This window comes from Clostridium folliculivorans (assembly GCF_024341905.1).
Taxonomy (GTDB): Bacteria; Bacillota; Clostridia; order Clostridiales; family Clostridiaceae; genus Clostridium_AR; species Clostridium_AR folliculivorans.
The window spans coordinates 1,409,335-1,431,126 of record NZ_BQXY01000001.1 but is presented as its reverse complement, the minus strand read 5'-3'; the positions used below and the strand labels follow the sequence as shown (position 1 = coordinate 1,431,126).

At 33.4% G+C, this 21,792-nt stretch carries 20 protein-coding genes; 3 read left to right on the top strand and 17 right to left on the bottom strand.

Translation table 11 applies throughout. From position 1 onward, the window contains the following. Positions 1-493: 493 nt before the first annotated feature. The 6 genes from OCU55_RS06460 to OCU55_RS06430 all read right to left on the bottom strand — a co-directional run bounded on the left by OCU55_RS06460 (position 494) and on the right by OCU55_RS06430 (position 5,987). The gene (locus tag OCU55_RS06460) at positions 494-847 is read right to left on the bottom strand and encodes a P-loop NTPase family protein (protein ID WP_261851485.1); all 354 of its coding nucleotides are present in this window, start codon (positions 845-847) and stop codon (positions 494-496) included. Between the two features lie 239 nt (positions 848-1,086). After that, a complete protein-coding gene (locus OCU55_RS06455) occupies positions 1,087-1,479 on the bottom strand; it encodes a bleomycin resistance protein (RefSeq protein ID WP_261851484.1) in 393 nt (130 codons plus the stop codon). Between the two features lie 29 nt (positions 1,480-1,508). Then, positions 1,509-2,348, bottom strand: a complete 840-nt coding sequence (locus tag OCU55_RS06450; RefSeq protein ID WP_261851483.1) for a P-loop NTPase family protein — start codon at positions 2,346-2,348, stop codon at positions 1,509-1,511. Between the two features lie 161 nt (positions 2,349-2,509). Continuing rightward, entirely contained in the window at positions 2,510-3,310 is an 801-nt protein-coding gene (locus OCU55_RS06445; RefSeq protein WP_261851482.1) for a phosphotransferase, read from the bottom strand. Between the two features lie 918 nt (positions 3,311-4,228). After that, complete coding sequence (locus tag OCU55_RS06435) at positions 4,229-5,065, bottom strand: ABC transporter permease (protein ID WP_261851481.1); 837 nt, start codon at positions 5,063-5,065, stop codon at positions 4,229-4,231. A gap of 1 nt (position 5,066) precedes the next feature. Continuing rightward, positions 5,067-5,987 carry an ABC transporter ATP-binding protein gene (locus OCU55_RS06430; RefSeq protein WP_261851480.1) on the bottom strand — a complete coding sequence of 307 codons (921 nt, stop codon included), beginning with the start codon at positions 5,985-5,987 and terminating at the stop codon, positions 5,067-5,069. 369 nt (positions 5,988-6,356) lie between these two features. Between OCU55_RS06430 and OCU55_RS06425 the strand changes: the two genes are divergently transcribed. Further along, positions 6,357-6,830, top strand: coding sequence for a MarR family transcriptional regulator (locus OCU55_RS06425; protein ID WP_261851479.1), 474 nt, complete (start codon positions 6,357-6,359; stop codon positions 6,828-6,830). A 170-nt stretch (positions 6,831-7,000) separates the two neighbouring features. Beyond that, positions 7,001-8,227, top strand: coding sequence for an MFS transporter (locus OCU55_RS06420; RefSeq protein ID WP_261851478.1), 1,227 nt, complete (start codon positions 7,001-7,003; stop codon positions 8,225-8,227). Positions 8,228-8,375: 148 nt separating this feature from the next. Here the strand turns inward: OCU55_RS06420 and OCU55_RS06415 are convergent, their stop codons facing one another. The 7 genes from OCU55_RS06415 to OCU55_RS06385 all read right to left on the bottom strand — a co-directional run bounded on the left by OCU55_RS06415 (position 8,376) and on the right by OCU55_RS06385 (position 12,751). After that, on the bottom strand, positions 8,376-8,879 hold the full coding sequence (locus OCU55_RS06415; protein ID WP_261851477.1) for a kinase: 504 nt from the start codon (positions 8,877-8,879) through the stop codon (positions 8,376-8,378). A 131-nt stretch (positions 8,880-9,010) separates the two neighbouring features. Beyond that, positions 9,011-9,436 (bottom strand): hypothetical protein, encoded by a 426-nt coding sequence (locus OCU55_RS06410; protein ID WP_261851476.1) that lies wholly within the window; start codon positions 9,434-9,436, stop codon positions 9,011-9,013. Further along, the gene (locus OCU55_RS06405) at positions 9,420-10,442 is read right to left on the bottom strand and encodes a serine hydrolase domain-containing protein (RefSeq protein WP_261851475.1); all 1,023 of its coding nucleotides are present in this window, start codon (positions 10,440-10,442) and stop codon (positions 9,420-9,422) included. Before OCU55_RS06405 ends, OCU55_RS06410 begins: the two co-directional genes overlap by 17 nt. A gap of 13 nt (positions 10,443-10,455) precedes the next feature. After that, positions 10,456-11,079: a GNAT family N-acetyltransferase gene (locus tag OCU55_RS06400; RefSeq protein WP_261851474.1), complete on the bottom strand. Its 624-nt coding sequence runs from the start codon at positions 11,077-11,079 to the stop codon at positions 10,456-10,458. Between the two features lie 51 nt (positions 11,080-11,130). Continuing rightward, positions 11,131-11,322, bottom strand: coding sequence for a hypothetical protein (locus OCU55_RS06395; protein WP_261851473.1), 192 nt, complete (start codon positions 11,320-11,322; stop codon positions 11,131-11,133). Positions 11,323-11,656: 334 nt separating this feature from the next. Continuing rightward, positions 11,657-12,205, bottom strand: coding sequence for an AAA family ATPase (locus OCU55_RS06390; protein WP_261851472.1), 549 nt, complete (start codon positions 12,203-12,205; stop codon positions 11,657-11,659). Positions 12,206-12,241: 36 nt separating this feature from the next. Then, complete coding sequence (locus OCU55_RS06385; protein ID WP_261851471.1) at positions 12,242-12,751, bottom strand: GNAT family N-acetyltransferase; 510 nt, start codon at positions 12,749-12,751, stop codon at positions 12,242-12,244. Positions 12,752-13,350: 599 nt separating this feature from the next. On the opposite strand from OCU55_RS06385, the gene OCU55_RS06380 reads away from it, so the two are divergent. Beyond that, positions 13,351-18,528 carry a TIM-barrel domain-containing protein gene (locus OCU55_RS06380; protein ID WP_261851470.1) on the top strand — a complete coding sequence of 1,726 codons (5,178 nt, stop codon included), beginning with the start codon at positions 13,351-13,353 and terminating at the stop codon, positions 18,526-18,528. A gap of 171 nt (positions 18,529-18,699) precedes the next feature. Here OCU55_RS06380 and OCU55_RS06375 read toward each other — a convergent pair whose 3' ends face one another. The 4 genes from OCU55_RS06375 to OCU55_RS06360 all read right to left on the bottom strand — a co-directional run bounded on the left by OCU55_RS06375 (position 18,700) and on the right by OCU55_RS06360 (position 21,718). Continuing rightward, positions 18,700-18,987, bottom strand: coding sequence for a YciI family protein (locus OCU55_RS06375; protein WP_261851469.1), 288 nt, complete (start codon positions 18,985-18,987; stop codon positions 18,700-18,702). A gap of 34 nt (positions 18,988-19,021) precedes the next feature. Next, the gene (locus OCU55_RS06370) at positions 19,022-19,444 is read right to left on the bottom strand and encodes a VOC family protein (RefSeq protein ID WP_261851468.1); all 423 of its coding nucleotides are present in this window, start codon (positions 19,442-19,444) and stop codon (positions 19,022-19,024) included. Positions 19,445-19,498: 54 nt separating this feature from the next. Further along, positions 19,499-20,227 (bottom strand): metallophosphoesterase family protein, encoded by a 729-nt coding sequence (locus OCU55_RS06365; RefSeq protein ID WP_261851467.1) that lies wholly within the window; start codon positions 20,225-20,227, stop codon positions 19,499-19,501. A gap of 366 nt (positions 20,228-20,593) precedes the next feature. Then, the gene (locus tag OCU55_RS06360; RefSeq protein ID WP_261851466.1) at positions 20,594-21,718 is read right to left on the bottom strand and encodes a hypothetical protein; all 1,125 of its coding nucleotides are present in this window, start codon (positions 21,716-21,718) and stop codon (positions 20,594-20,596) included. Positions 21,719-21,792 lie beyond the last annotated feature (74 nt).

The following is a 21,792-nucleotide window of genomic DNA, read 5'->3' as shown; positions in this document are numbered from 1 at the left end:
TCGTCCTGAGCCAGGATCAAACTCTCAATTTAAAGTTTAATCATAGCTTACTTACTTAGTAAGTCTTTTTTCAAAAGAATTGCTGGTTTAGTTTAAGTCTAATTTTAGACTTTATGTTATCTTCTCTGTTTAATTTTCAAAGACCAAGTTTTTATCGCCGTCTTTGTGACAGCTTACTCATCTTACCACCGTAAGATTTCTTTGTCAACACTCTTTTTTAAAACTTATTTTCTAAAAACAAACTTTAAATTTTCGTGTCTTTATCGCTCTGTGTTGCAGCGACATAAGTTATAATAACATATAGCTTAAAGCTATTAATTGGATAAAATCCCGTGACATTAAGATACATATCTATTTTTAAGTATATCTTCATAATTCGACACATTTCACCAATTGATACACTTGGCACTGTTTTCTAAATAATATCTTATACACATATAAACTTGTTCTATTTAATGTACTATTAAGTAAAATTACTGCTTATCTATATTTTTTATTTTATAACATCTTGATAAATCATCTCTACAACTTCATTTAATCCTAATTCTTTATTTATAAATACCTCAGCAATAATACTTAGTAAATCTCTTTCATTCCACCAGTCTATCATTTCTTTTTCTCCAAAATCATGAGCATTAGACTTTTGTTTATGTCGATTTAAAGTTTCTTCAAAAGGTATATCAAAGTAGTATTCAAAGATTTGATTATTAAATTCATGAAGTGAACTTTGAAATATCCCTTCATACCACTTTGAGTTAAAAATCCCTTCTAAACCATATCTTGTGAAATCAGCATCGCGCCATGTCCAATTTTTTTTGTATTGCTTTACCAGTTGTAGTTTTACCACTTCCTGAATTTCCTCTTAAAATTATTAGCTTAACCGCCTTGTCCACCTATAAATATTCTTCTTAATTTATTAACTTACTGATTTACGTACTTTTACACAATCTCATCTAATATTAGCTATAGCATCTTTCATAACTATTACTTATTTAGACTAGTTTATTACTTAATAATTTTTTAACTTATTATATGTATTTAAAGCTTTCGTTTTATCATTAAAATCCATTATATCTTTGTTTGTTGTTAATCTGTAAATCTCAACAAATATCCATCTGGATCTTGTATAAGGAATTCCTTCTGACTTTTTTGTTTCTCATCACATAAATATATTGTTTCTTTTAAGTCTCTATAAATTTTAATTTTGCTATTCTTAACAACTTCGTATAACAGTTCAATATCCGTACAGGCTATAGAAAAATTTATTCCTCTGCCTAGTGGATATTCTAAAACATCTATATTCCACCCACCTGGATGAATTTCTTCAAACATAAACTGACTTTTGCCATAAGATAAAAATATAAATTTTTCATTAGCTCTTTCATATTCCAATTTAAAACCTAACATAGATATATAAAATTGCTTTGTACTTTCAATATTAGTTACTGATAATTCTGGTATTAATGAATTAAATTCCATAAACATTCTCCTAAAAATACTATATAATCCTAATCTCTATTAATTAAAGTTACTGGAATGTCTAAATTTCTAATCATCGCCTTGTCTATTCTTAATCTTTCTTTGCAAAAAGAAAATACACCTTCTCTTCCTGCTAGTCTATGGTTTGTACCATAATTCGTATTGCTAACCCAATTAGCAATTTCATCAATCCAGTCTTTTCTTGATTCATTTGGTGCTTTTCTTTCATCTGCTGCTTTCATTATTACTTTTTCAACATCAACAGGCTCAATATATACAATACATGGATTTAGGCATTTTACCTTATTTAATAAATTAGTAAGATAGGTTAAAATCGCTTCATCGCTTTTTTCATATACACCTAACAACTCAAATATATGATTTTGAAGAAAGGCGCATTCAAATATATAAATATTGTCATCTAATAGTGCTTTCTCACCAAAGCTCTCCCATCGCCTTAAATGTATTTCTGTAAACTCTTTTAAACTACGTCTGCCATCACATATTTCTTTTGCTGCAACTTCACCTACGAGTCCCCAATAATTCCCCTCTGGAAAGTCTATTTTTGTATAAGCTAAGATAACATGGTTGTGTTCCCTTCGAATTTGTATTTCAATTCTATGCTTCAGTTCCTCTTTGCTAATAGTCTTTTCTGAAGTTTCCCACATTTTCAAACACTTTGATAAGAAGTTATTATATTCTTCTTCACTTAGATATGCGTTCCATGACATATCTGCTGGATGAGACATTCCTTCTTCATAAAGCACTACCTTTTTACCCTCTGCTATCAATTTTTCTTTTATTTTTCTTGCTGTAGTGGTCTTACCTGATCCTGGTATACCTTCCACCAATATAAGTTTATTTTCCATAGTTCTCCCCCATTCAAGTTACACTTCATCACTTCTTATTTATACAAATATCCTATTTCCCTTATTAAAAAACCATACTATTGATCGTTTAACTACTTTTGTTAATTAATTTTATAAATATATTTTATTTGAATCTTACTGCTTTAAGCAGTTCATCTTTATTACAACCATTCTTTGGCATGTTCTTTAATAAAACCGATTTCTGCTAAATACAAATCCCTATGTCCCTCTTCCAACATTTTCTGAAAAGCACTATTTCCACTTTTAGCTTCACTATAAATTAAATCAGCAAGCACCTGTAGTCTAGCGATCATTTGCTCAAATAAATCCTTAGGACATTTCATTCCATATGTGTCAAAAAACACACCAATACTATTTTTTCTAAACTCCTTGTCTATATCAACATCATAGCTCCTATATTTCTGTTTTTCAGCATCGTAAATTTTCTCACTAAATGGAACAAACCTGTAAAGTGCATATACAATATCCCATATTCTAGGGGCTGGACAACATGTATCAAAATCAATCATTCCATATGGCATATCATTAACAAATGTTATATTATACGGTGCAATATCATTGTGACATATAACTTCTTTTTCCAAATCCCCATTATAAGAAAACATCCACTTATCTTTTTCTTTTTCCTTAAATGATAGCATTGCATCATGGTATTTACGCATCATTTCAGCTACCTTTTTTATAATTGATAACTGCTTGTTTTTATCATTAGTAAAAGGATAGTTATCCTTGCATTCTCCAGGGACAAAGGATAATACCTCCATTCCACTATCATCGATTCCTATAAATCGTGGACTATTAGTATATCCGACTTTTTCTAGATGCATCAATACTCTATGTATTGTTGAACTCCAAGTCTTCTGTTCCCTCAAAACTGTTTCATTCTGCTTATACACACTTGTTGAATTACCACCTAATAATCTTTCAAATTCACTTACCACAAGTACTCCTCCAGCTACTACTTCGTAATTAAACTTATATTTTTAAGTTCTAAATTATATTTCAAATCGTATTCACCATTTACAGTAATTTGTGTGCATTTTAACAACCACTTCCACTGATTATGCTCTGCCTTACTTCCAATATCAGTGCCTCATGTATCATAAGCAGCCGCCTATTCAATAAAGTCCACATTATTTTTGTACATGTCTCCACCTATCTCAATACGTGGACCAAAATGTTTCTTTTATCTTTTTTCTATGTACTTCTGATTTGTTGGCAGCCAAAAGTAATCATCTGTATCCATAAAAGTATATCCAAGCCGCTATGATATAAATCTACCTAATGTAAAGTTCCTGAACTTGATTCTCCATATATGTGAATTACACTTTTATACATATTTTCCTCAACTACAAACTACTATCTACCTTACAATAAATAATTACTTATCTTATTAATTATAGCATATTCTTACTTTTCTTAATCAAGTTGAATTTATGTTACAGATGAACTTCTATGCGTTTCAACTTGATATCCTTATAAGTTTTTCATAAGTATTTTTAAGCAATAAAGCATCATTTTCCACCATTGGTCCCTCTGAAATTACAAACTCTTTTACCCTAAAATCTTCTAGTGCTCTTATGCAATCTTTATAATTAAAATCCTTTCAAAATAAGAAATCAATGGCATTAACCAGAAAGCACTACCAGATTGATTACAAGGACTGGAATTTTTTCGATTATTAACTATATAACAAACCCAGTAGTAGACAAATCGTCTTCTACTGGGTGTAAGGTTCACTGTAACAATTATAGCTCAGACTTTTCATGTTATTAACTGATCAGTTTCAACACAGAACATTATAGAATATATGAAGATCTTAGGCAGTTGTAAATATTGTGGTCATCAACTGATTTTTATTATCCCCATAATGCGCTAGCATCACTTGAACTTCTGTTAAGTCGTGAAAAATCTGTTTTAACAAATGAATAAGTTGATAATATAAGGAATAAAACGCCTATGCCCATAATTATAGTAAAAGAAATAATAGGAGTAACAATAAATCCGTGAATTTCAATGGCCAATCCCTGTTTCACAAGCTCTTCAGAGGATAAATTTGTTTTTTCCAAAACAACCATACGGAAAAAAGCAGTTGCATAGGTCATTGGATTAATATAAGCAACATATCTGAGGGTATCAGGTAACATTGATAAGGGAATATACGCTCCAGATATAAATGTTAATGGCATGGTTACAGCGGTTTTAACTATTTGAAATGTTTGACCATTACGTACAATGGTTGCTAAATATAACCCAACACCTGAAAAAACAAGTCCAACACTGATCATAGCTAAAAGCACCCAAAGCGGCGTTACCCATGAAGTAAACTTGATACCTATAAATAATCCAAGAATTAATATCATAATCCCTTGTATAGTGGAGACGGTTGCTGCTGATAATAATTGGCCCAGCGCAACAGTTATCCTTTTAGCAGGAGAAACTAAAACTTCTTTCATAAAGCCGCTTACCATATCATCAACGGTAGATGATGCTAGATTAAGTGAACCTTCAAACACTGTTGTTATAATAACTCCTGATAGCATATATGCAATAGGATTTTCTATTGAGTTAATTTTAAAAATAGCACCAAATACATAAACAAAGAAAAAAGGGAACACAAGTGAAAAAATTAAACCTGTTTTATTTCTTATAAAAGCTTTCAATCCTCTTTTCCACAATGCAAATACGGTATTCATATTATGCTTCCTCCCTAATTTTTCTTCCGGTTATTTCTAAGAAAACGTCATTAAAGGTACCTTTTTTTATTTCAATGTCAGTAATTACATCTTTTTGCAAACTTAAAACTTCTAATAAAGTATTAGTGTTTTCAGCACCAACCTTATAGTAGCCATCCTTTTTCTCATAATTTATTTCAAATTCTGTGAGCAACTTTTCAAGTTCAGGTTCATTTTTTGTAGTGATATATGCCTTATCTTTAGTGTACATTTTTTTTAAAGCATATGGTGTATCATGGGCCACTATCTTTCCACCATCTATAATTGCAATCTTATTGCATATTTCTGCTTCTTCCATATAATGAGTCGTAAGAAAAATAGTTATATTTCTCTCTTTTTGAAGTTTCACAATATACTCCCAAATATGAGATCGTGTTTGTGGATCAAGTCCTGTTGTGGGCTCATCAAGAAATAAAACCTTTGGATAGTGAATTAACCCACGAGCAATTTCTACTCGACGTTTCATTCCACCTGACAAAGCACCTACTAATTTCTTTCTTTCGTCCAATAAATCAACTAACTTTAAAACAAACTGGATACGTTCTTCAACTTCTTTTTTAGGGACATTATAAAAGACACAATGCATTTTAAGGTTTTCATCAATTGTCATTTTTGAATCTAACGTTGAATCCTGAAATACCACTCCAATTGTTGATCTAACTTGACTTTTTTGTGTAGCAACATCTTTTCCATCTATTATAAGTGTACCTGATGTCTTATCAAATATTGTACATAGAGTATTTATCGTAGTACTCTTTCCAGCGCCATTCGGCCCTAAAAAAGCAAAAATACTTCCTTCCTCAACTGTAAAAGAAATATCATCTACAGCTGTAAAATCACCATATTTCTTAGTGAAATTCTTAACTTCAATTATCGGATTCATTTCATCATCCCCTTTATATGATTTTAACTTTTGTATTAATTATGTCTTATAATCCACATTTTAATCACTTTACAAGATTATAAAGACCTTTAATTGTATTATAAAGTTACATTACCCACATTACCATAGCTTATCATAACATCAGCTTCATTAAAATGTATTTCATAAACTTCCATAACAATATAAGGTTCACCATTCATTATCCTAAATATTTATCTAGCTTTCTTCATACAGTTTTTTATCCTATCAATTAAACTATACCAAGGAACTGACTCACTTCTGCTTTAAATAATTTTTTCAATATTGTTGAAATAGAAACAAAAATTCACTATAATATTGTTAATGTAACAACGGGCGGGAGGACACATAATGGACAAACAAGAACAGGTCATGACTGGGTTCAGGGAAGTATTTAACAAAATGGCTTGGCTTAATAAGCTTAAGATGGAAGACATTCTTAAGGATTATAAGTCTTCTGAAGTACACTGTATAGAATACATTGGAAGAAATGTAGATTCCAACGTGACAAAACTCGGTGAAGCCTTTTATATGACTAGGGGAGCTATAAGCAAATTAACTAAAAAGCTCATACAAAAGGGGCTTATTGAAAGCTATCAGAAACCAGATAATAAGAAAGAAGTCTATTTTAGGCTTACTGAACAAGGAAAAGCACTTTATAAAGTCCATGATGAACTGCACAAAGAGTTTCAAGAACGTGATAAGGCTGTTTTTGAGCAAGTAACTGAGGAACAATTTGATAGTATGCTTAAATTCGTGAAAAAGTATAATAGGCACTTGGATGAAGAAATAAAAAAACAGGGTGTAGATACTAAGTCGGAATAAATTTGAATATTGAAAAGGAAACCATAGGCAAATACACAAAAAATTCACTAAGGAAGGTATCTTTAGTGATTTTTTTATTTTTTCTTTTTTGTTGACAAGGAAACAAAATCTTGATATGATAAATTTGTTTCCAAGGAATCAAAACAGTAACTTTAAAGGAGAGATTTTAAATGTCTAAATTTATATCATACAATGAACATAGCCCAGAACAAACAGTAGACAAACATGCTTTAATATTCGGTCTTATATCTGTATTTCTTTGCGGTATAGGCTTTAGCATCATAGCACCTGTTGTGCCATTTTTAGTTGAGCCTTATACAAGCAGTCCTGGAGAGCAAGCAATAGTCGTTACTATGCTGACATCTGTTTATGCAGTCTGCGTGTTTTTTGCAGCACCAGCACTTGGAGCTTTGAGTGACAAGTATGGACGTCGTCCACTACTCTTGATATGCCTACTAGGTTCATCAATAGGATACTTAGTTTTTGGTATAGGCGGAGCACTATGGGTACTATTTTTAGGACGTATAATTGAAGGTATAACTGGCGGCAGCATAAGTACTATCTTCGCATATTTTGCAGACATCATTCCTCCATCACAGAGAACTAAATACTTTGGATGGATGAGTGCGGTTGTAGGTATGGGCACAATCATCGGGCCAACTCTAGGCGGATTACTTGCTAAGTTTGGTTATTCTGTACCAATGTTTTTCGGAGCACTAATTACTTTACTAAATGTTGTTTATGGATTCTTTTTTATGCCTGAAAGCCTAGATAAGAATAATAGACTTAAAGAGATTACCCTTGTAAGACTTAATCCATTTACACAGCTCGCAAGTATACTTTCCATGAAAACTTTAAAAAGACTACTTGTTTCAGCATTCTTACTTTGGATACCCAATGGATCTTTACAAGCAGTATTTTCACAATTTACCATGGATACTTTCAGTTGGAAGCCTGCAGTAATCGGACTTATGTTTTCAATTATGGGCTTCCAAGACATTGTTTCCCAAGGCCTCATAATGCCAAGGCTTTTGAAGAAACTTAGTGATAAGCAGATAGCGATTCTCGGAATGACTTCTGAGATTATAGGCTACGGTCTTATTGCTGCATCAGCCTTGTTCTCCTTCTATCCTCTTTTAATCGTTGGAATGTTTATATATGGTTTTGGTGATTCGATCTTCGGGCCTTCCTTCAATGGGATGCTCTCAAAGTCTGTGGATTCTAGTGAACAAGGAAGGATTCAAGGAGGTAGCCAATCTATTCAAGCTTTAGCAAGAATGATTGGCCCTATCATTGGAGGTCAAATCTATGTATCACTAGGTCATGCCGCACCTGCTTTTATGGGCATGATCCTTATAGCAGCTGCAATACCTGTTTTGTATAAGGGACGCATGTAAATATATAAGTCACCTACTTTATTTAGCCAAGTATACACCTCATTTTTAGATAGCAGAGGGTAACTCCATAAAAGGTAGTTTTAAAAACATATGATAATAGGGTTTCAAAACTTACGGAAAAATTCTGAAACCTTATTTGTCTAAATTCTTATCTTATAGTATCCTGATAAATCATTTCCACAACTTCATTTAGGTCTAATTCTTTATTTATACATACCTCAGGAATAAACCCTATTAAATCTCTTTCCTTCCACCAGCTTCTCATATCTTTTTCTCCAAACTCATGAGCATTAGGTTTTTGTTTATGACGATTTAGAGTTTCTTCAAAAGGTATGTCAAAGTAATAAGCAAAGATTTGATCATTAAATTCATTAAGTAAATTTTTGAAAAGTCCTTCATACCACTTTGAGTTTAAAATTCCTTCTAAAATCACAATATTACAATGTTTCTTTCCATATAGGGCTAATTCGCTTAACAGCTCACTTGCTACTGCATCTGGTCCATCCTTCACAAATAGCATCTCTCTTCTAACCACATCTTGTGAAATTAGCATTGTACCATGTCCAGATTTCTTTTGCAGAGCCTTGGCTGTCGTTGTTTTGCCACTTCCTGAATTACCTCTTAAGATTATTAACTTTACCATTTTATCCATGTATATATACCCTTCTGTATTTATTCAATTACTATCTTATCTATATTTAAAAGGTTCCTTAACACTAAATCATCTACTATTAGCCCTCTCCTCTTTCATATCTACTTTATATTAAAGTGCTTTTTATCTTATTACTTAATAGCTTCCTTTAACTTATCATATACATCTAAAGTTTTTGTCTTATCATTAAAATTGATTATATATTTATCATTAGCTTCAATATAGATAAATGGGCCATTCTTTAAATTTATAAATAGCTTACAAGTACCAAGATCATCTACCTTAAAATCTCCTCTTTTGTATTCTCCACTTTCTGCACCATTAACTCTTGTTCCAATAGTAGGTAAGGTGTCAAGGAGCTTTATCTCGGAGATATCTTTAGCATCAATGGTTGTACCGAACTGCCCTTCTATTGCAATCTTACTGCCAGTTATCTTAACTTTAACATCTTCTTTGGTTTTATTTGACTGGCTGATCATTAGAGCTATGGCTCCAATTACTACAATTAGACCTATCACACAAAGAGCTATTCCATTGATTTTATCTATCTTTTTCATAACTTTCCTCCGATTTAATAAAATCAGTCATATTCCTTCTTAGTTTCCACACGTTACAGCCAAAATTACTTACTGCAGTAATGCAGATATCAGTAGCAGTATCATAACTGGATATAAAACTTACTCCAGGGTCGCAGCCTTGAAAATATGGTGTATAAGTATGATCTCCTACCTTATTAAGCCAAAGGCCATACCCATAGTATTGTGAATTACTGCTGCTTTGTACACTTAACATCTGCTCAAGCATCTCTTTAGAAATAAGCTTCCCGCTTAATAGATTTAGCCAAAACTTATTTATATCTAAAACAGTAGTAAATGCTCCACCTGCACCAGTTCCTTTCACATCTACGCTATAAATATTAGTATAATATTCTTCACGTTTCTCATCATATATATATGAATTAGCACAATTTCCAGGTAATCTATCTAATTCATAGTAACCTGTATCATACATACCAGAAGGTTCAAAAACATTCTCTTTTAAATATTCATCAAATAACTGACCTGTCAATTTCTCAATTATAAGCCCCAGTACAACGAAACTAGTATTATTATATTGAAATTTTTCTCCTGGTGGATACATCATAGGTTTGTTAATGAAAAGTGGTATTAGATCAGATGACTTCCTAATTTTATAATTAGGGAAATCCTTCCACAACTCATCATATTCACTCATTATACTTTCATCAAAATAATCTGGGATTCCAGAGGTATGACACAGCAGCTGTTTCACTGTAATTTTCTCATCAATGCCCTTTAAATCAAAATCAAGTAAATTTCCTATATTATCGTCAAAACTTAGTTTTCCAGCTTCTATTAATTGCAAAATCCCAACTGCAACAAAAGCCTTACCTGCCGAAGCTGTAGCAAATTTTGTATTAATACTATTTGGAATTTTATTTGGTAAATCAGCATAACCATAGCTTTTTTGAAATATGTCGTTTCCGTTTTTAACTATAGAAATACAGCCATTAAAATCATTGTCTACTATATCTTCAAATCTCATAAGTAAAACCCTCCTACCCTTTCCTCCATACTGACCATTTCACCAAGGGCTCATAGCCAATTGCAAAATAAAATCCATTTCCTCCGCCTGTCATATGTGTTGCTCCTAAAGCAACAGTTCTTTTATATAACTCTGATAATGCAGCAGAAGCAAGTCCCATTTTTCTGTATTCTGGAACTGTAGCTAATGGCTCTAAATATGCCAGATTATTTTCAGGAACCATCCACATCCCTGCACAACAAACATACTCGCCTTTGGAGTTGTTAATAACAACATCTAATTCAGGGGTTGCATGTGGAGCCGACATCAAATTATATCCGCGTTCTACTCCACCTTCTGGTTCTGTATCATGGTCAAAACCTCTCCAAAATGCCTCTATCTTTTTCTTCATATCATGTCTTCCAGGTTCCTCGAAGGAAAAACCTTCTGGCAATTGATATTTCAAAGGTCCTTTAGAAAAATCATAAATACCATATCGCCATTCATTTGTTTTTTCATATCCCATATTTTTAGCAACTTCTATCACATTTTTTTGACTCATAAAGAGATTAAGCTCTAAACTTCCATCATCTTTACTTAAACGTTGCTCTGCATGCTCTATCATTTCCGGTATAAGCTTTTCATATCCTTCTTTCAAATTGAAAAATGCCTTACCAATCTGAGATTCATAAAAACAAAATCCAACTATCTAACCATTATCTTCCCAAATAGCATTTCTATGACTTTGCGAATTGTCAGTCCAAAATAACATTTGTGCATATTCAAAAAATGTTGCAGGAGCACCATTTTCCCAGTCAACAGAGTAGTTTTCAATCATAAATTGATACACCTTCATAAAGTCAGAAAGTCTTCTATATGGTCTTTTAATTATATTTTCCATCAAATATCCACCACCTTTAATTATCACAGCTTATTTAATTCCAGATCTAATATATAGTATTTTAATGCATAAAATGCCATAAGATGAACCACTTCATAATCAAATTTATATTTTCAAATTCTACTCTCAGAGCCCAGAGGAGTTTTGAAAATAGATTTCGGATTGGAGTGTTTCATCTTTAAATCTGCTTTAAATAAGTTTTATGTCTGATATAATTTTAATATTTCTAAATGCTGGAATAAAGGTAATAGACATTTCTATATCATTCTTTATACAAAATCTACTATTATTAAGGGAGTAGTAGTTTTTTAATTGTTATTTATACTGCTGAGATTTACTCTGCCATAAGTGCATTTTTTATAAGTTCTAAATTACATTTCAAATCCTCTTCACCATTTACAGTAATTTGTTTACACTTTAGCAGCTGTTCCCACTGATCATGCTCTGCCTTACTTCTCATATTAGTGTCTCCAGTATCATAGGCAGCCGCCCATTCAATAAATTCCATATGATTTTTGTACATGTCTCCACCTAGCTCAATACGTGAACCAAAATTTTTCTTTTCTCTTTTCTTTAGACGTTCAATACGAACATTTTTATCTGTTACCACACGAACTGCCAAAGTGAAATATGGAATTAACTCATCTCCCCAATCCACAAGCGAACCAGAAATAGCAACCTTATCTGAATGTAAAATGTCTTTTTTCATCATTTGAAGCCATTCAGCCTTATCTCTTTTTTCTATGTACTTCGGATCTGTTGGCAGCCAAAAGTAATCATCTGTATCCATAAAAGTATATCCAAGCTGCTCTGATATAAATTTACCTAATGTAGAGGTTCCTGAACCTGATGCTCCATATATGTGAATTACACTTTTATCCATATCTTCCTCCATTGCAAATTAGAATTTGTGTTACCTTTATACTTCTATTTCAAATCCATATTCACGTAATATAATGTTATCATCAATTTTTTCTTCATAGATTCCATATACCCGCTTAAATCCGTTTTTCAGATATACATTAATAGCTGGTTTATTTATATCCACAACAAAAAGCCTTAAATATTTAGCTTTCTTCTGCTTAGTGAGTGTAATAGCATGATTAAGCATTATACTGCCAATTCCTCTTCTTGAATAATCAACGTTGACTCCAAAAAGATCAATATATAATGCCTTTTCATGGGTATTTCCCCATTTCACATAACTTTCTCCAGCATTTGATTCACATAGCGCAAATGCTGCAACTATATCATCATTGTCCTCCACCAATATATAAAGGCGATTATTTTCAATATCATCTCTAAAAAACTCGCAGGGATAGATTTCATCCCAAATTTGTATGTTATTTCTGTTCATATTATCAATTATGTTTCTATACACAGCTTTGAGTTTTGGTAAGTCGTTAATATCAGCCAATCTAAAATCCATATAAATTCACCTCGAAAATTGCTATTCACAGTATTATAAATTATTACTTATCCTATTAATTATAACATATTTTGTAAGTACAACATTGCTTATAAAACCAACTATATTCAAATTATTCCAAGAGTTAAAACTAAAATCACATCTGCTTATGATGCCTTTTATAGCACCATATTCTAAATTTATCTATGTTTCTTCTGTATTATTAGCAAAAAAATTTATATTCCAATTCATTTATTACACTCTGGAATTCTCGCATGCTATGTATCAACTTAAAAACTATTACGTAATTTCTGAATTTCCCCGCCGAAGTACTCTTTAACGGTTATTGAAATTATGGGACATAAAGCTCATCCCTTTCTCTCTTCTATGAGTCATAATAAAGTCTTTTAAGAACACATATAGATGAACCACTTCATAATTAAATTTATATTTTCAAATTCTCCTCTCAGAAACTAGAGGAGTTTTGAAAATAGATTTTGGATTGAAGTGTTTCATCTTTAAATCCCACTTGAAGGTAGTAAAATATATCGTTATAATGGAAATATATAGTAACAATATCCTAGATAAATCTATACCTTTAAAAGGAGGAAATAAGTAAAATGAAACTGAAAGCAAAACTAAAACGATACATTGCATTTCTAATTATGCTTTTCTTCGTCCTGAGTAATGTATACGTATCCAAAGCATTCGCATCAGAACAGCCGAATTTGAATGTCGGGACTAAAGTATCTTCTGAAGAAGCGAAAACAGGCATCATCATTGGAAATGTCAGAGTACAGGTTCTATCTTCTACCCTTGTAAGGCTGGAGGTAAAGGGATCAAAGGGGTTTGAAGACCGTAAGACCTATTTTGTTGTGAACCGTTCTTGGTCTGGAACTGAGTGTACACGGGCAACAGCTAACGGTTACGATTATATAAACACCTCTCAATTTACTGTAAAAGTACCACAGGGAGCAACTTCTCTAAGTGGTATCGACATCACAAAGCCAGATGGAACTAAGATTTGGACCTACACTTCACTGCCAAGCGAAAAAGTTTGGCTACCTGCTACAAGTGAAAAGACTTTGGCATGGGCAATTGCGGACAACCCTAGAATGGTACCTGCAGAATGGGGCTATAATCCAGCTCCCACAGAAACAGCTAACAATGGCTGGGATCTAGACAACAACGCTCCTGATATGTATGTATTTTTGCCAAATGGAGATGGACAAAAACTTCGAAAGGATTTTTTAGACCTTACAGGACATACAGATATGGTTCCACTTAGCGCATTAGGATACTGGGACAGCCGTTGGTACAAATATACTGATACTTCTGCGCTAAAGCAAATAGATGACTACAGGGCTCATGACATTCCACTTGATAATCTGGTTGTTGACACTGATTGGCGTGTAAACGGTTCAACTGGATATGATATAGCCAAAGATTGTTTTCCTGATATGACCCAATTTTTAAGTTCTGCACATGATAAAAATGTGAAAGTTATGTTCAATGATCATCCTGAGCCAGTTGCTGGTGCATTGGACTCTAAGGAGGTTTCATTCCGTAATAACGGACTTCGTGGACTTTTAGATAAAGGACTAGACACCTGGTGGTATGACAGGAACTGGAGTGTTGCATTAACTCCACCAGCTGGTCTTATAAAAGAAACCTGGGGCATGTACATGTATAATTGGATTACTGCGGATGCTGATAAAAACAAACGTCCTATGATTATGGCCAATGTAGATGGAATAGACAATGGATACCGCAACAGCGCTCCATCAATTGCATCTCATCGTTACCCAATTCAGTGGACAGGCGATATCCAACCAGACTTTTCATCTCTTCAGAGAGAGGTTGATAATGCTGTTTACAACGGTATGTATGCAACCTATCCATACACCAGTGCTGATTTGGGAGGACATACCTCCAATCCAACCACTGAAGGTTATATTAGGTGGCTTCAGTATGGTGCGTTATCTCCTATAACAAGACCTCACTGTACTTTAAATTACACAAGAATGCCTTGGACCTTTGGTGAAACTGCGGAAAACATAACACGAGATTTTGTTAAGATGAGATATCGCTTACTACCTCTATTCTACTCATTGTCAAGAGAAAGCTATGACACCGGAACACCTATGCTGAGGCGCTGCGATTTTTATTACCCAAATTATAAAGAAGCAAGCAGCAATACTCAATACCTTTTGGGAGATGGAATACTTGTAGCACCAGTACTAGAAGAAACCAGCGGTTATAAAGTTGTACCATCAGATTGGTTAAAAACTAGCGATGGCTCTACAGGACTAAAAGGTGAATATTATTCAAATAACAATTTGTCAGGCAGCCCTGTTTTGACTCGAACTGACAGTTCAGTGAATTTTAACTGGGGAACCAACAGCCCTGCTAGTGGTGTGCCAGCAGATAACTTTAGTGCAAGATGGACAGGAAGTATTACTGTAGGAGACCAGGATGCAATATTGGCTACCACTATTGACGATGGAATCCGTATGTATATAGATGACAAGCTTGTAATAGATGCGTGGGGACCTCATGATTCCTCAACACTAGACGCAAATATTACATTAGCTAAAGGTACAACTCATTCGATAAAGCTTGAATATAATGAAGGTGCTAGAGATGCACTGATCAGTCTGAAGTGGAAATCTGCAGCACCAAGTACAGACGCTTCCAGAACCTTATGGATTCCTGAAGGAAACTGGATTGATGCCTGGAGTGGAAACGTAATAACCGGTCCTAAGACTATCACTACTAACGTATCTATTGATAAAATGCCAATATATATAAAGGCTGGAACCATGGTACCTCTTGCTCCAGAGATGTCATATACCGGAGAAAAGCCATGGGATTCTGTTACTTTAGACCTATATCCAAGTGTTGTTAATGAAGCAAAATCACATCTATATGAAGACGACACTCAGAGCAATAACTATAAGAATGGCGCCTTCAGAACTACTGAAATGAACGCAAATGTTGACGATACAAGCAAGAAAATCACTGTAAATATAGACCCAGCAAAAGGAACCTTCGATGGTGCCATAAGCGAACGTTCCTGGGTAGTTAGACTGCATAAAACTGCAGAATGGAAAAATCCTGTTCCAAAATCCGTTACAGTGGATGGTGTAAACGCTGAATTTTCAATTAAAAACAAAGCTGAAAGCGCAATGCCTTTTGTAAACAATGGCGGCTCACGGGATGGCGATATAGTTGAAGTAGTAGTGCCAAAGGCTTCAGTATCAGGTAAAAGAGTAATAGAAGTAACCTATTCAGTTGAAGCCAATAATGTTGATAGATCAAGCTTAGTATCAGAACTTAGTCAAGCAGAAAAAATATTTCAGTCATCTTCAGAAGCAGATTATACAAAAGATTCCTGGAATGCATTTATGAATGCCCATAAAGCCGCAATATCAGTAAAGGATACTTCTGATCCATCACAGATAGAGGTAGATGCAGCAGTAAATGTATTGAAAGCCGCTATAGATAAGCTTACCCTTGTAAATCCAAAGATTGACGTTAAAGATTTTAAAGGAAAAATATTCAAAGAAGCTGTTAACTTAACTGAAGAAGGAAAAATTGCATGGGCACAATACGGCCTTGGAAACGCAACTGGTTTCAACCATAAAAACGGAAATGAACAAATCAGTGAGCTAAAGGTCATTGGAAACTCAGGGCTTGAACAGGTATTAGATTCGAGAATCACCATGTCATGGAGTGATGGAGCTCCGGTGCAGAAGGCTGACGGAGTAATAAACTCATCCTTTATCCGCTATCCTGGTAATTCTTCAGAGTTTTCAGTAGATCTCACCTCTCAAGAAACACAGAGATTGAAGGTTTATACTACAACTTGGAAAGCAAAAGGTAAACTCGAGATACTGAAAGAGGATGAAAACGGCCTTAAACAACCTGTTGAATATGTTGATAAGGATGGATTAGCAAAGCCTGCAGTTGCATATTATGACTCCCCTGCTGGCAATGAATATATTATGTGGTCATTGGATTTAAAGCCAGATAGTAGCAAGATAGGAAAGCAGAGATTATATATTAGGTATACTACTGATAGTACCTACGTAAACGGAGGAAACACCTCTATACAAGGAGTAACTCTTTCAGCTATAGACCCTAATCAGAAGGATTATATTACAGGGTATGGAGAAGCCTTTACTGGAAAAGTGAATTTATCACAGGAAGGAACATCCTCTTGGGCTCATTATGGCTTAGATGATGCAAATTCCTATAATTATAAGAGCGGAGCTCAGCTTATCGGGGACCTTGTGAGCTCTGCCAGCAAGAATCGTCTAGGAGATTCACAGATAAATATGTCTTGGAATGATGGAGCCCCTGTACAGAATGCCGATAATGCCACTCAGGCAGTATATGTGTGGGGAGCAAATAAAGGTTCCGAAATCAAAGTAAAAGTTGACAAACCAAGCAGATTAAAGGTTTATACAACCACTTGGAAGAATGACGGAAAATTTGAAGTTATTTCTGAAGACGGCAAATCAAAGCCAGTTGTTGAATATTTCAGTTCTCCAAATGGCAATGGCTATACTTGCTGGACAGTAGATTTCATACCAGGCAGCGGTTTTAAAGCTCAGACCGTAACAGTAAGATATACAAATGATATGGATGGCGGAAATACTTCTATTCAAGGAGCCACTCTATCACCGATAAAAAATTTACTTAAAAAAATCCAGCCGGCTACTGATATAGAAATAGAAAGTGGTACCAGTATAGAAGAAGCACTTGCAGCCTTTGCTAAAACCACTACCATTACTGACAACTGGGGAAAAGTTTATGAAGTACCTCTAAACTGGACCATTGCAAACTTTGACAGCAGCAAGGCAGGACAGTTAACTGCAACAGGAACCTTCACTCTACCAGAAGATGTAGAGCAGCCAGCTACTCCAATTGAATTAATTGTAACTGCAAAAGTCACTGTAAAATATGTACCACCACTTGATAAAATCACGCTCAGTGCTGATAAATCTGTTTTAAAACCTGGAGACACAGCACAACTGTCCGTAAAGGGATTTTTAACTGATGTCAGTAAGGCGGACTTAAGCCACGGTACAATAATATACCACAGTGATAATGAAAATATAGCCGCAGCTGATAAAAATGGAGTTATTACAGGAATAGGAGAAGGAAAAACAAACATTACTGTATCTGTAACCCTCCGTGGAGTAACTAAAAACAGTTTCGTCAGCGTTATGGTTGATAAAACTCCTCCAGCATACAGCTTTACCTTAAATGGAAAGGTAATAAATAAAGCTACAGTGTTTGACGATAATCTTCCTCTGACCTTCAGTATTTGGGATGATCTCTCAGGTATTGCTTCAGCAGAGCTTGTCATAGGAGATAAGAACTATACCATTGATCCTAATACACAATCCAAATTAACACTAGACTTCGCAGGGAAAACTGGTAGCTATACTGCTGTCATAACAGCTAAGGATAATGCAGGCAATGTCCTTAAGGATAACTTCTCATTTACAGTTACAACAAGTATTGCTTCCATGAGAAGTCTCATAGATGGTTATATTAAAACCGGTGAACTCATCGGACCAATAATACCTCAACTTACCAACAGTCTTGATCAAGCACAGCATCAGCTTGATAAGGGAAGAAAAGACAATGCAATAGAACACATGCAGGACTTCAAAAAACACCTTAACAACCATGCCTTGAAAAAATGCACAGGAGAAAATGCTAAGAAAGTCCTGAATGCTGATGCATATGCCCTTATTAAAACCTGGTCAAATAAATATGAATAAGGCTCATTATATAAGTAAGTAATTGTAAAAAACAAATCTTTAATATTTGATATTTTTTAAAAAATTACTACAGAGAAAGTTTCCCTGTAGTAATTTTTTTATGTATAAAATATAAAGTTCATATCCTTAATTATGAATTTTACAAGATTTCTCTTCCTTACAGATTGGAATTTATTCAACAAATACCTTGAAGTCTTCAGCATACTTTGTTGGTTGAAATTCTACTATATCATAATCTGCGATTGCATTTTTCTTAAAAGGATCTTCATTAATAATGTCTTCAACTACTTTCATGTCTTTCGCATTACATAAAATAATTCCGCCAATTCTAGGATTTTTTCGCCCAGAACAAATAAAATTGTTGCTAGAATAGTATTTATTTAAGAATCCAATATGCTCTGTCAAATACTTTTCAACTTCCTCAAGTGGTTTAATGTAAGTTAAATTGATTATAAACATTTTCTGTTCCCCCATACGATTTCAAATTCTTAATTTACTTCACTCTTTTAGACATAGGATGTCCTTTACTAAACCGAACTAAATCCCATAAGTTACCATACAAATCTTTAAATACTGCCACAGTTCCATAATCTTGTTCTTTAGGCTCTCTAACAAATTCTATCCCTGCCTTAATCATTTCATTATAATCACGCCAAAAATCATCAGTTCCTAAGAAAAGAAAAACTCTTCCTCCAGCTTGATTTCCTATAAAATCTTCTTGCTCTAACTTAGATGCTCTTGCAAGTAATATTGTTGTTCCATTTGAACCTGGTGGAGATACTACTACCCATCTTTTATTTTGCTTAGGTTGATATGTATCTTCTACTAATTCAAATTTAAGTTTTTGTGTGTAGAATTCGATTGCTTCATCATAATCTCTTACAACCAAAGCAATATGCACAATTGATTGAAGCATAGTTATTCTCCTTTTTCTGTTATACTTTACTGATGTATAAGTTAAGATCTGCAATTATGATATGCCATAAAAATACTTCAAAATATTTTTAAAATCAGGATATCCTATATTTTTAATATCTTCTATAACCTTTTTCACTTCATAACTCACCTTCAATTCTTCATATTTAATGCTCTCTTCATTAACAATAATAATACCTGCTCTTGCAATGTTTATGTTATTTGATGGACATCCCAAAGAACCAGTATTTATATACCACTTATTTAATTCGTGATTAATTAATGGAGCATGGTTATGACCATATACTATAATGTCTGCTTCCACATCTTGAAACATCATTTCTAAATCATCCAATGATGGATTGGGAGTATAATTTACATATTTATTATCTTCGTTTATAGCATAATGTGCTATATAGATTGTCTTTCCGCATATTTTTAATACTTTTGTATACGGCAGTGCCTTTATAAACTCAATAGATTCTTCACTGAGTTTTCCGTGCTCCCATTTATGATGTTCCATTTCCCCATAACCCATTTTTTCATCATTAGGAACTATCATAGGTATTCCATTAATAAGATAATTTTCATGATTTCCTCTTACGCATTCTATATCATCTTCAAGTAGCATTATCCTTTTTACAGTTTCTTCTGGTTTGGGTCCAATTCCAATAATATCTCCACTACATATAATTTTTTCTATACCGAGTGAAGTAAATTCATCTAATACCGCATTTATTGCATCAATATTACTATGTATATCGGTTATTACTCCTATTTTCACTTTATACACCTCCTGCAAATCACCAGTTTATAATACTTAACGTTGAACTAATGATCCCAGTCTAAGCAAAATTTTTTCAACTTCATTTTTGTATTTATTTAATGACATATTATCTATTCCACAAATTCCAATCTTCCTTATAACAATCAATTACTGATTTCTTCAATTATAACATATGATGTAAATTAATCTTGATTATTGCATGGTATTTCTACTTAGTAGAAGTTTGTATGAAATTATGCGGAAGGTGTATGCTAGGTATTACTATAAAAACACTCCCATTTTGTATTAAATAAATGTTGTTACTGCTACACAAAAGGACAATCTATAATATATCAACATTTATTTAATACATAATCTAATAGCCTATTTTAAGGTATCGACAAATTCATTATACCTATCCTCGATTGCTTCGGATGGGATTAAGGCTCCAAAAGTAGATATTACTTTATAGTTGTTCTTCTCTTGCAATTTACTAGAAATGCTCTCATTTAGACTTTTGCTAAACTCTTTATAGATATCGGTTTTACTTTTTATAATAGCCTGTTCTTTTGTATATTTAAAAGTTTTTTTTCCTAAAATACCAATTGGGATTACTCTCATGAATACGTTAAATCTGTTAAGTTTGTCATTACTTTTCGCCTCAAGAAAAGATTTCTCAACTTTTAGATTGTTAAGAAACCAGCTATAATACAATTCATAGAAGTTATCTTCGTTTACTATAGCCACATCAGGCCTAATCATTCTATCTAAAATAAGTAGGCTATCTTTAGGTATATTAAGATTACTGCTAAGTCTATCTGTTAAGAATTCTACGCACTGTTTATCTAGTTCTATTGTATCTTCTGGAGATTTGAACGAATCTTCATTATATAAAATCACAGGTAAAAATATCATGAGTATATATTGATTCCTATGATTTTTGTTCCATAGCCTTTCAATATTATCATCTTCCATTAATGTTATATAGTTGAGCCTATTTTTCTTATTTTCTTCAAGATTATTTGCTTTGAGCCATTCAAAGTATTCCTCGTCGATGCATACAAAATTCATTTCATTAATTTTAATGTTGAACTTCTTCTCTAGGTTTTCCATATAAGCTAGTACATCTGAATCTGGGTTAGAAACTTTATAGTAATCATCTTCGTTTGCTTTTGGGTAAATTTCGAAAAACGCTTCTTTTTCATAGATACTGCAATTCATTGTTTTCGCCGAATCATCATTTAATTTGTTGTCTTTTGATTCCACTTTTGCTTTATTCTTCATTTGAGAATACCATTGATCAGAAGGAAAGTCTCGTCCCATATTGATAGCATATTGGAACCATTGTTCCTCGGAATACTCTTGCCTATTAAGTATCTCTCCAGGATGCATAATAACAACAGTAGTACCACTTTCTATATATATTTCTCCTCCTATTTCTTCTTTTGCAATGTTCTTTAATAGGTCATCTTTATCTTTAAACTCCCTTGTTCCTTGAAAAATCCTCACTTTTAGCCTCCTTGCATATTTACATATTATGTCTTTAAATTATTATAGGCAATCCAATGCAAGATGTTCACATT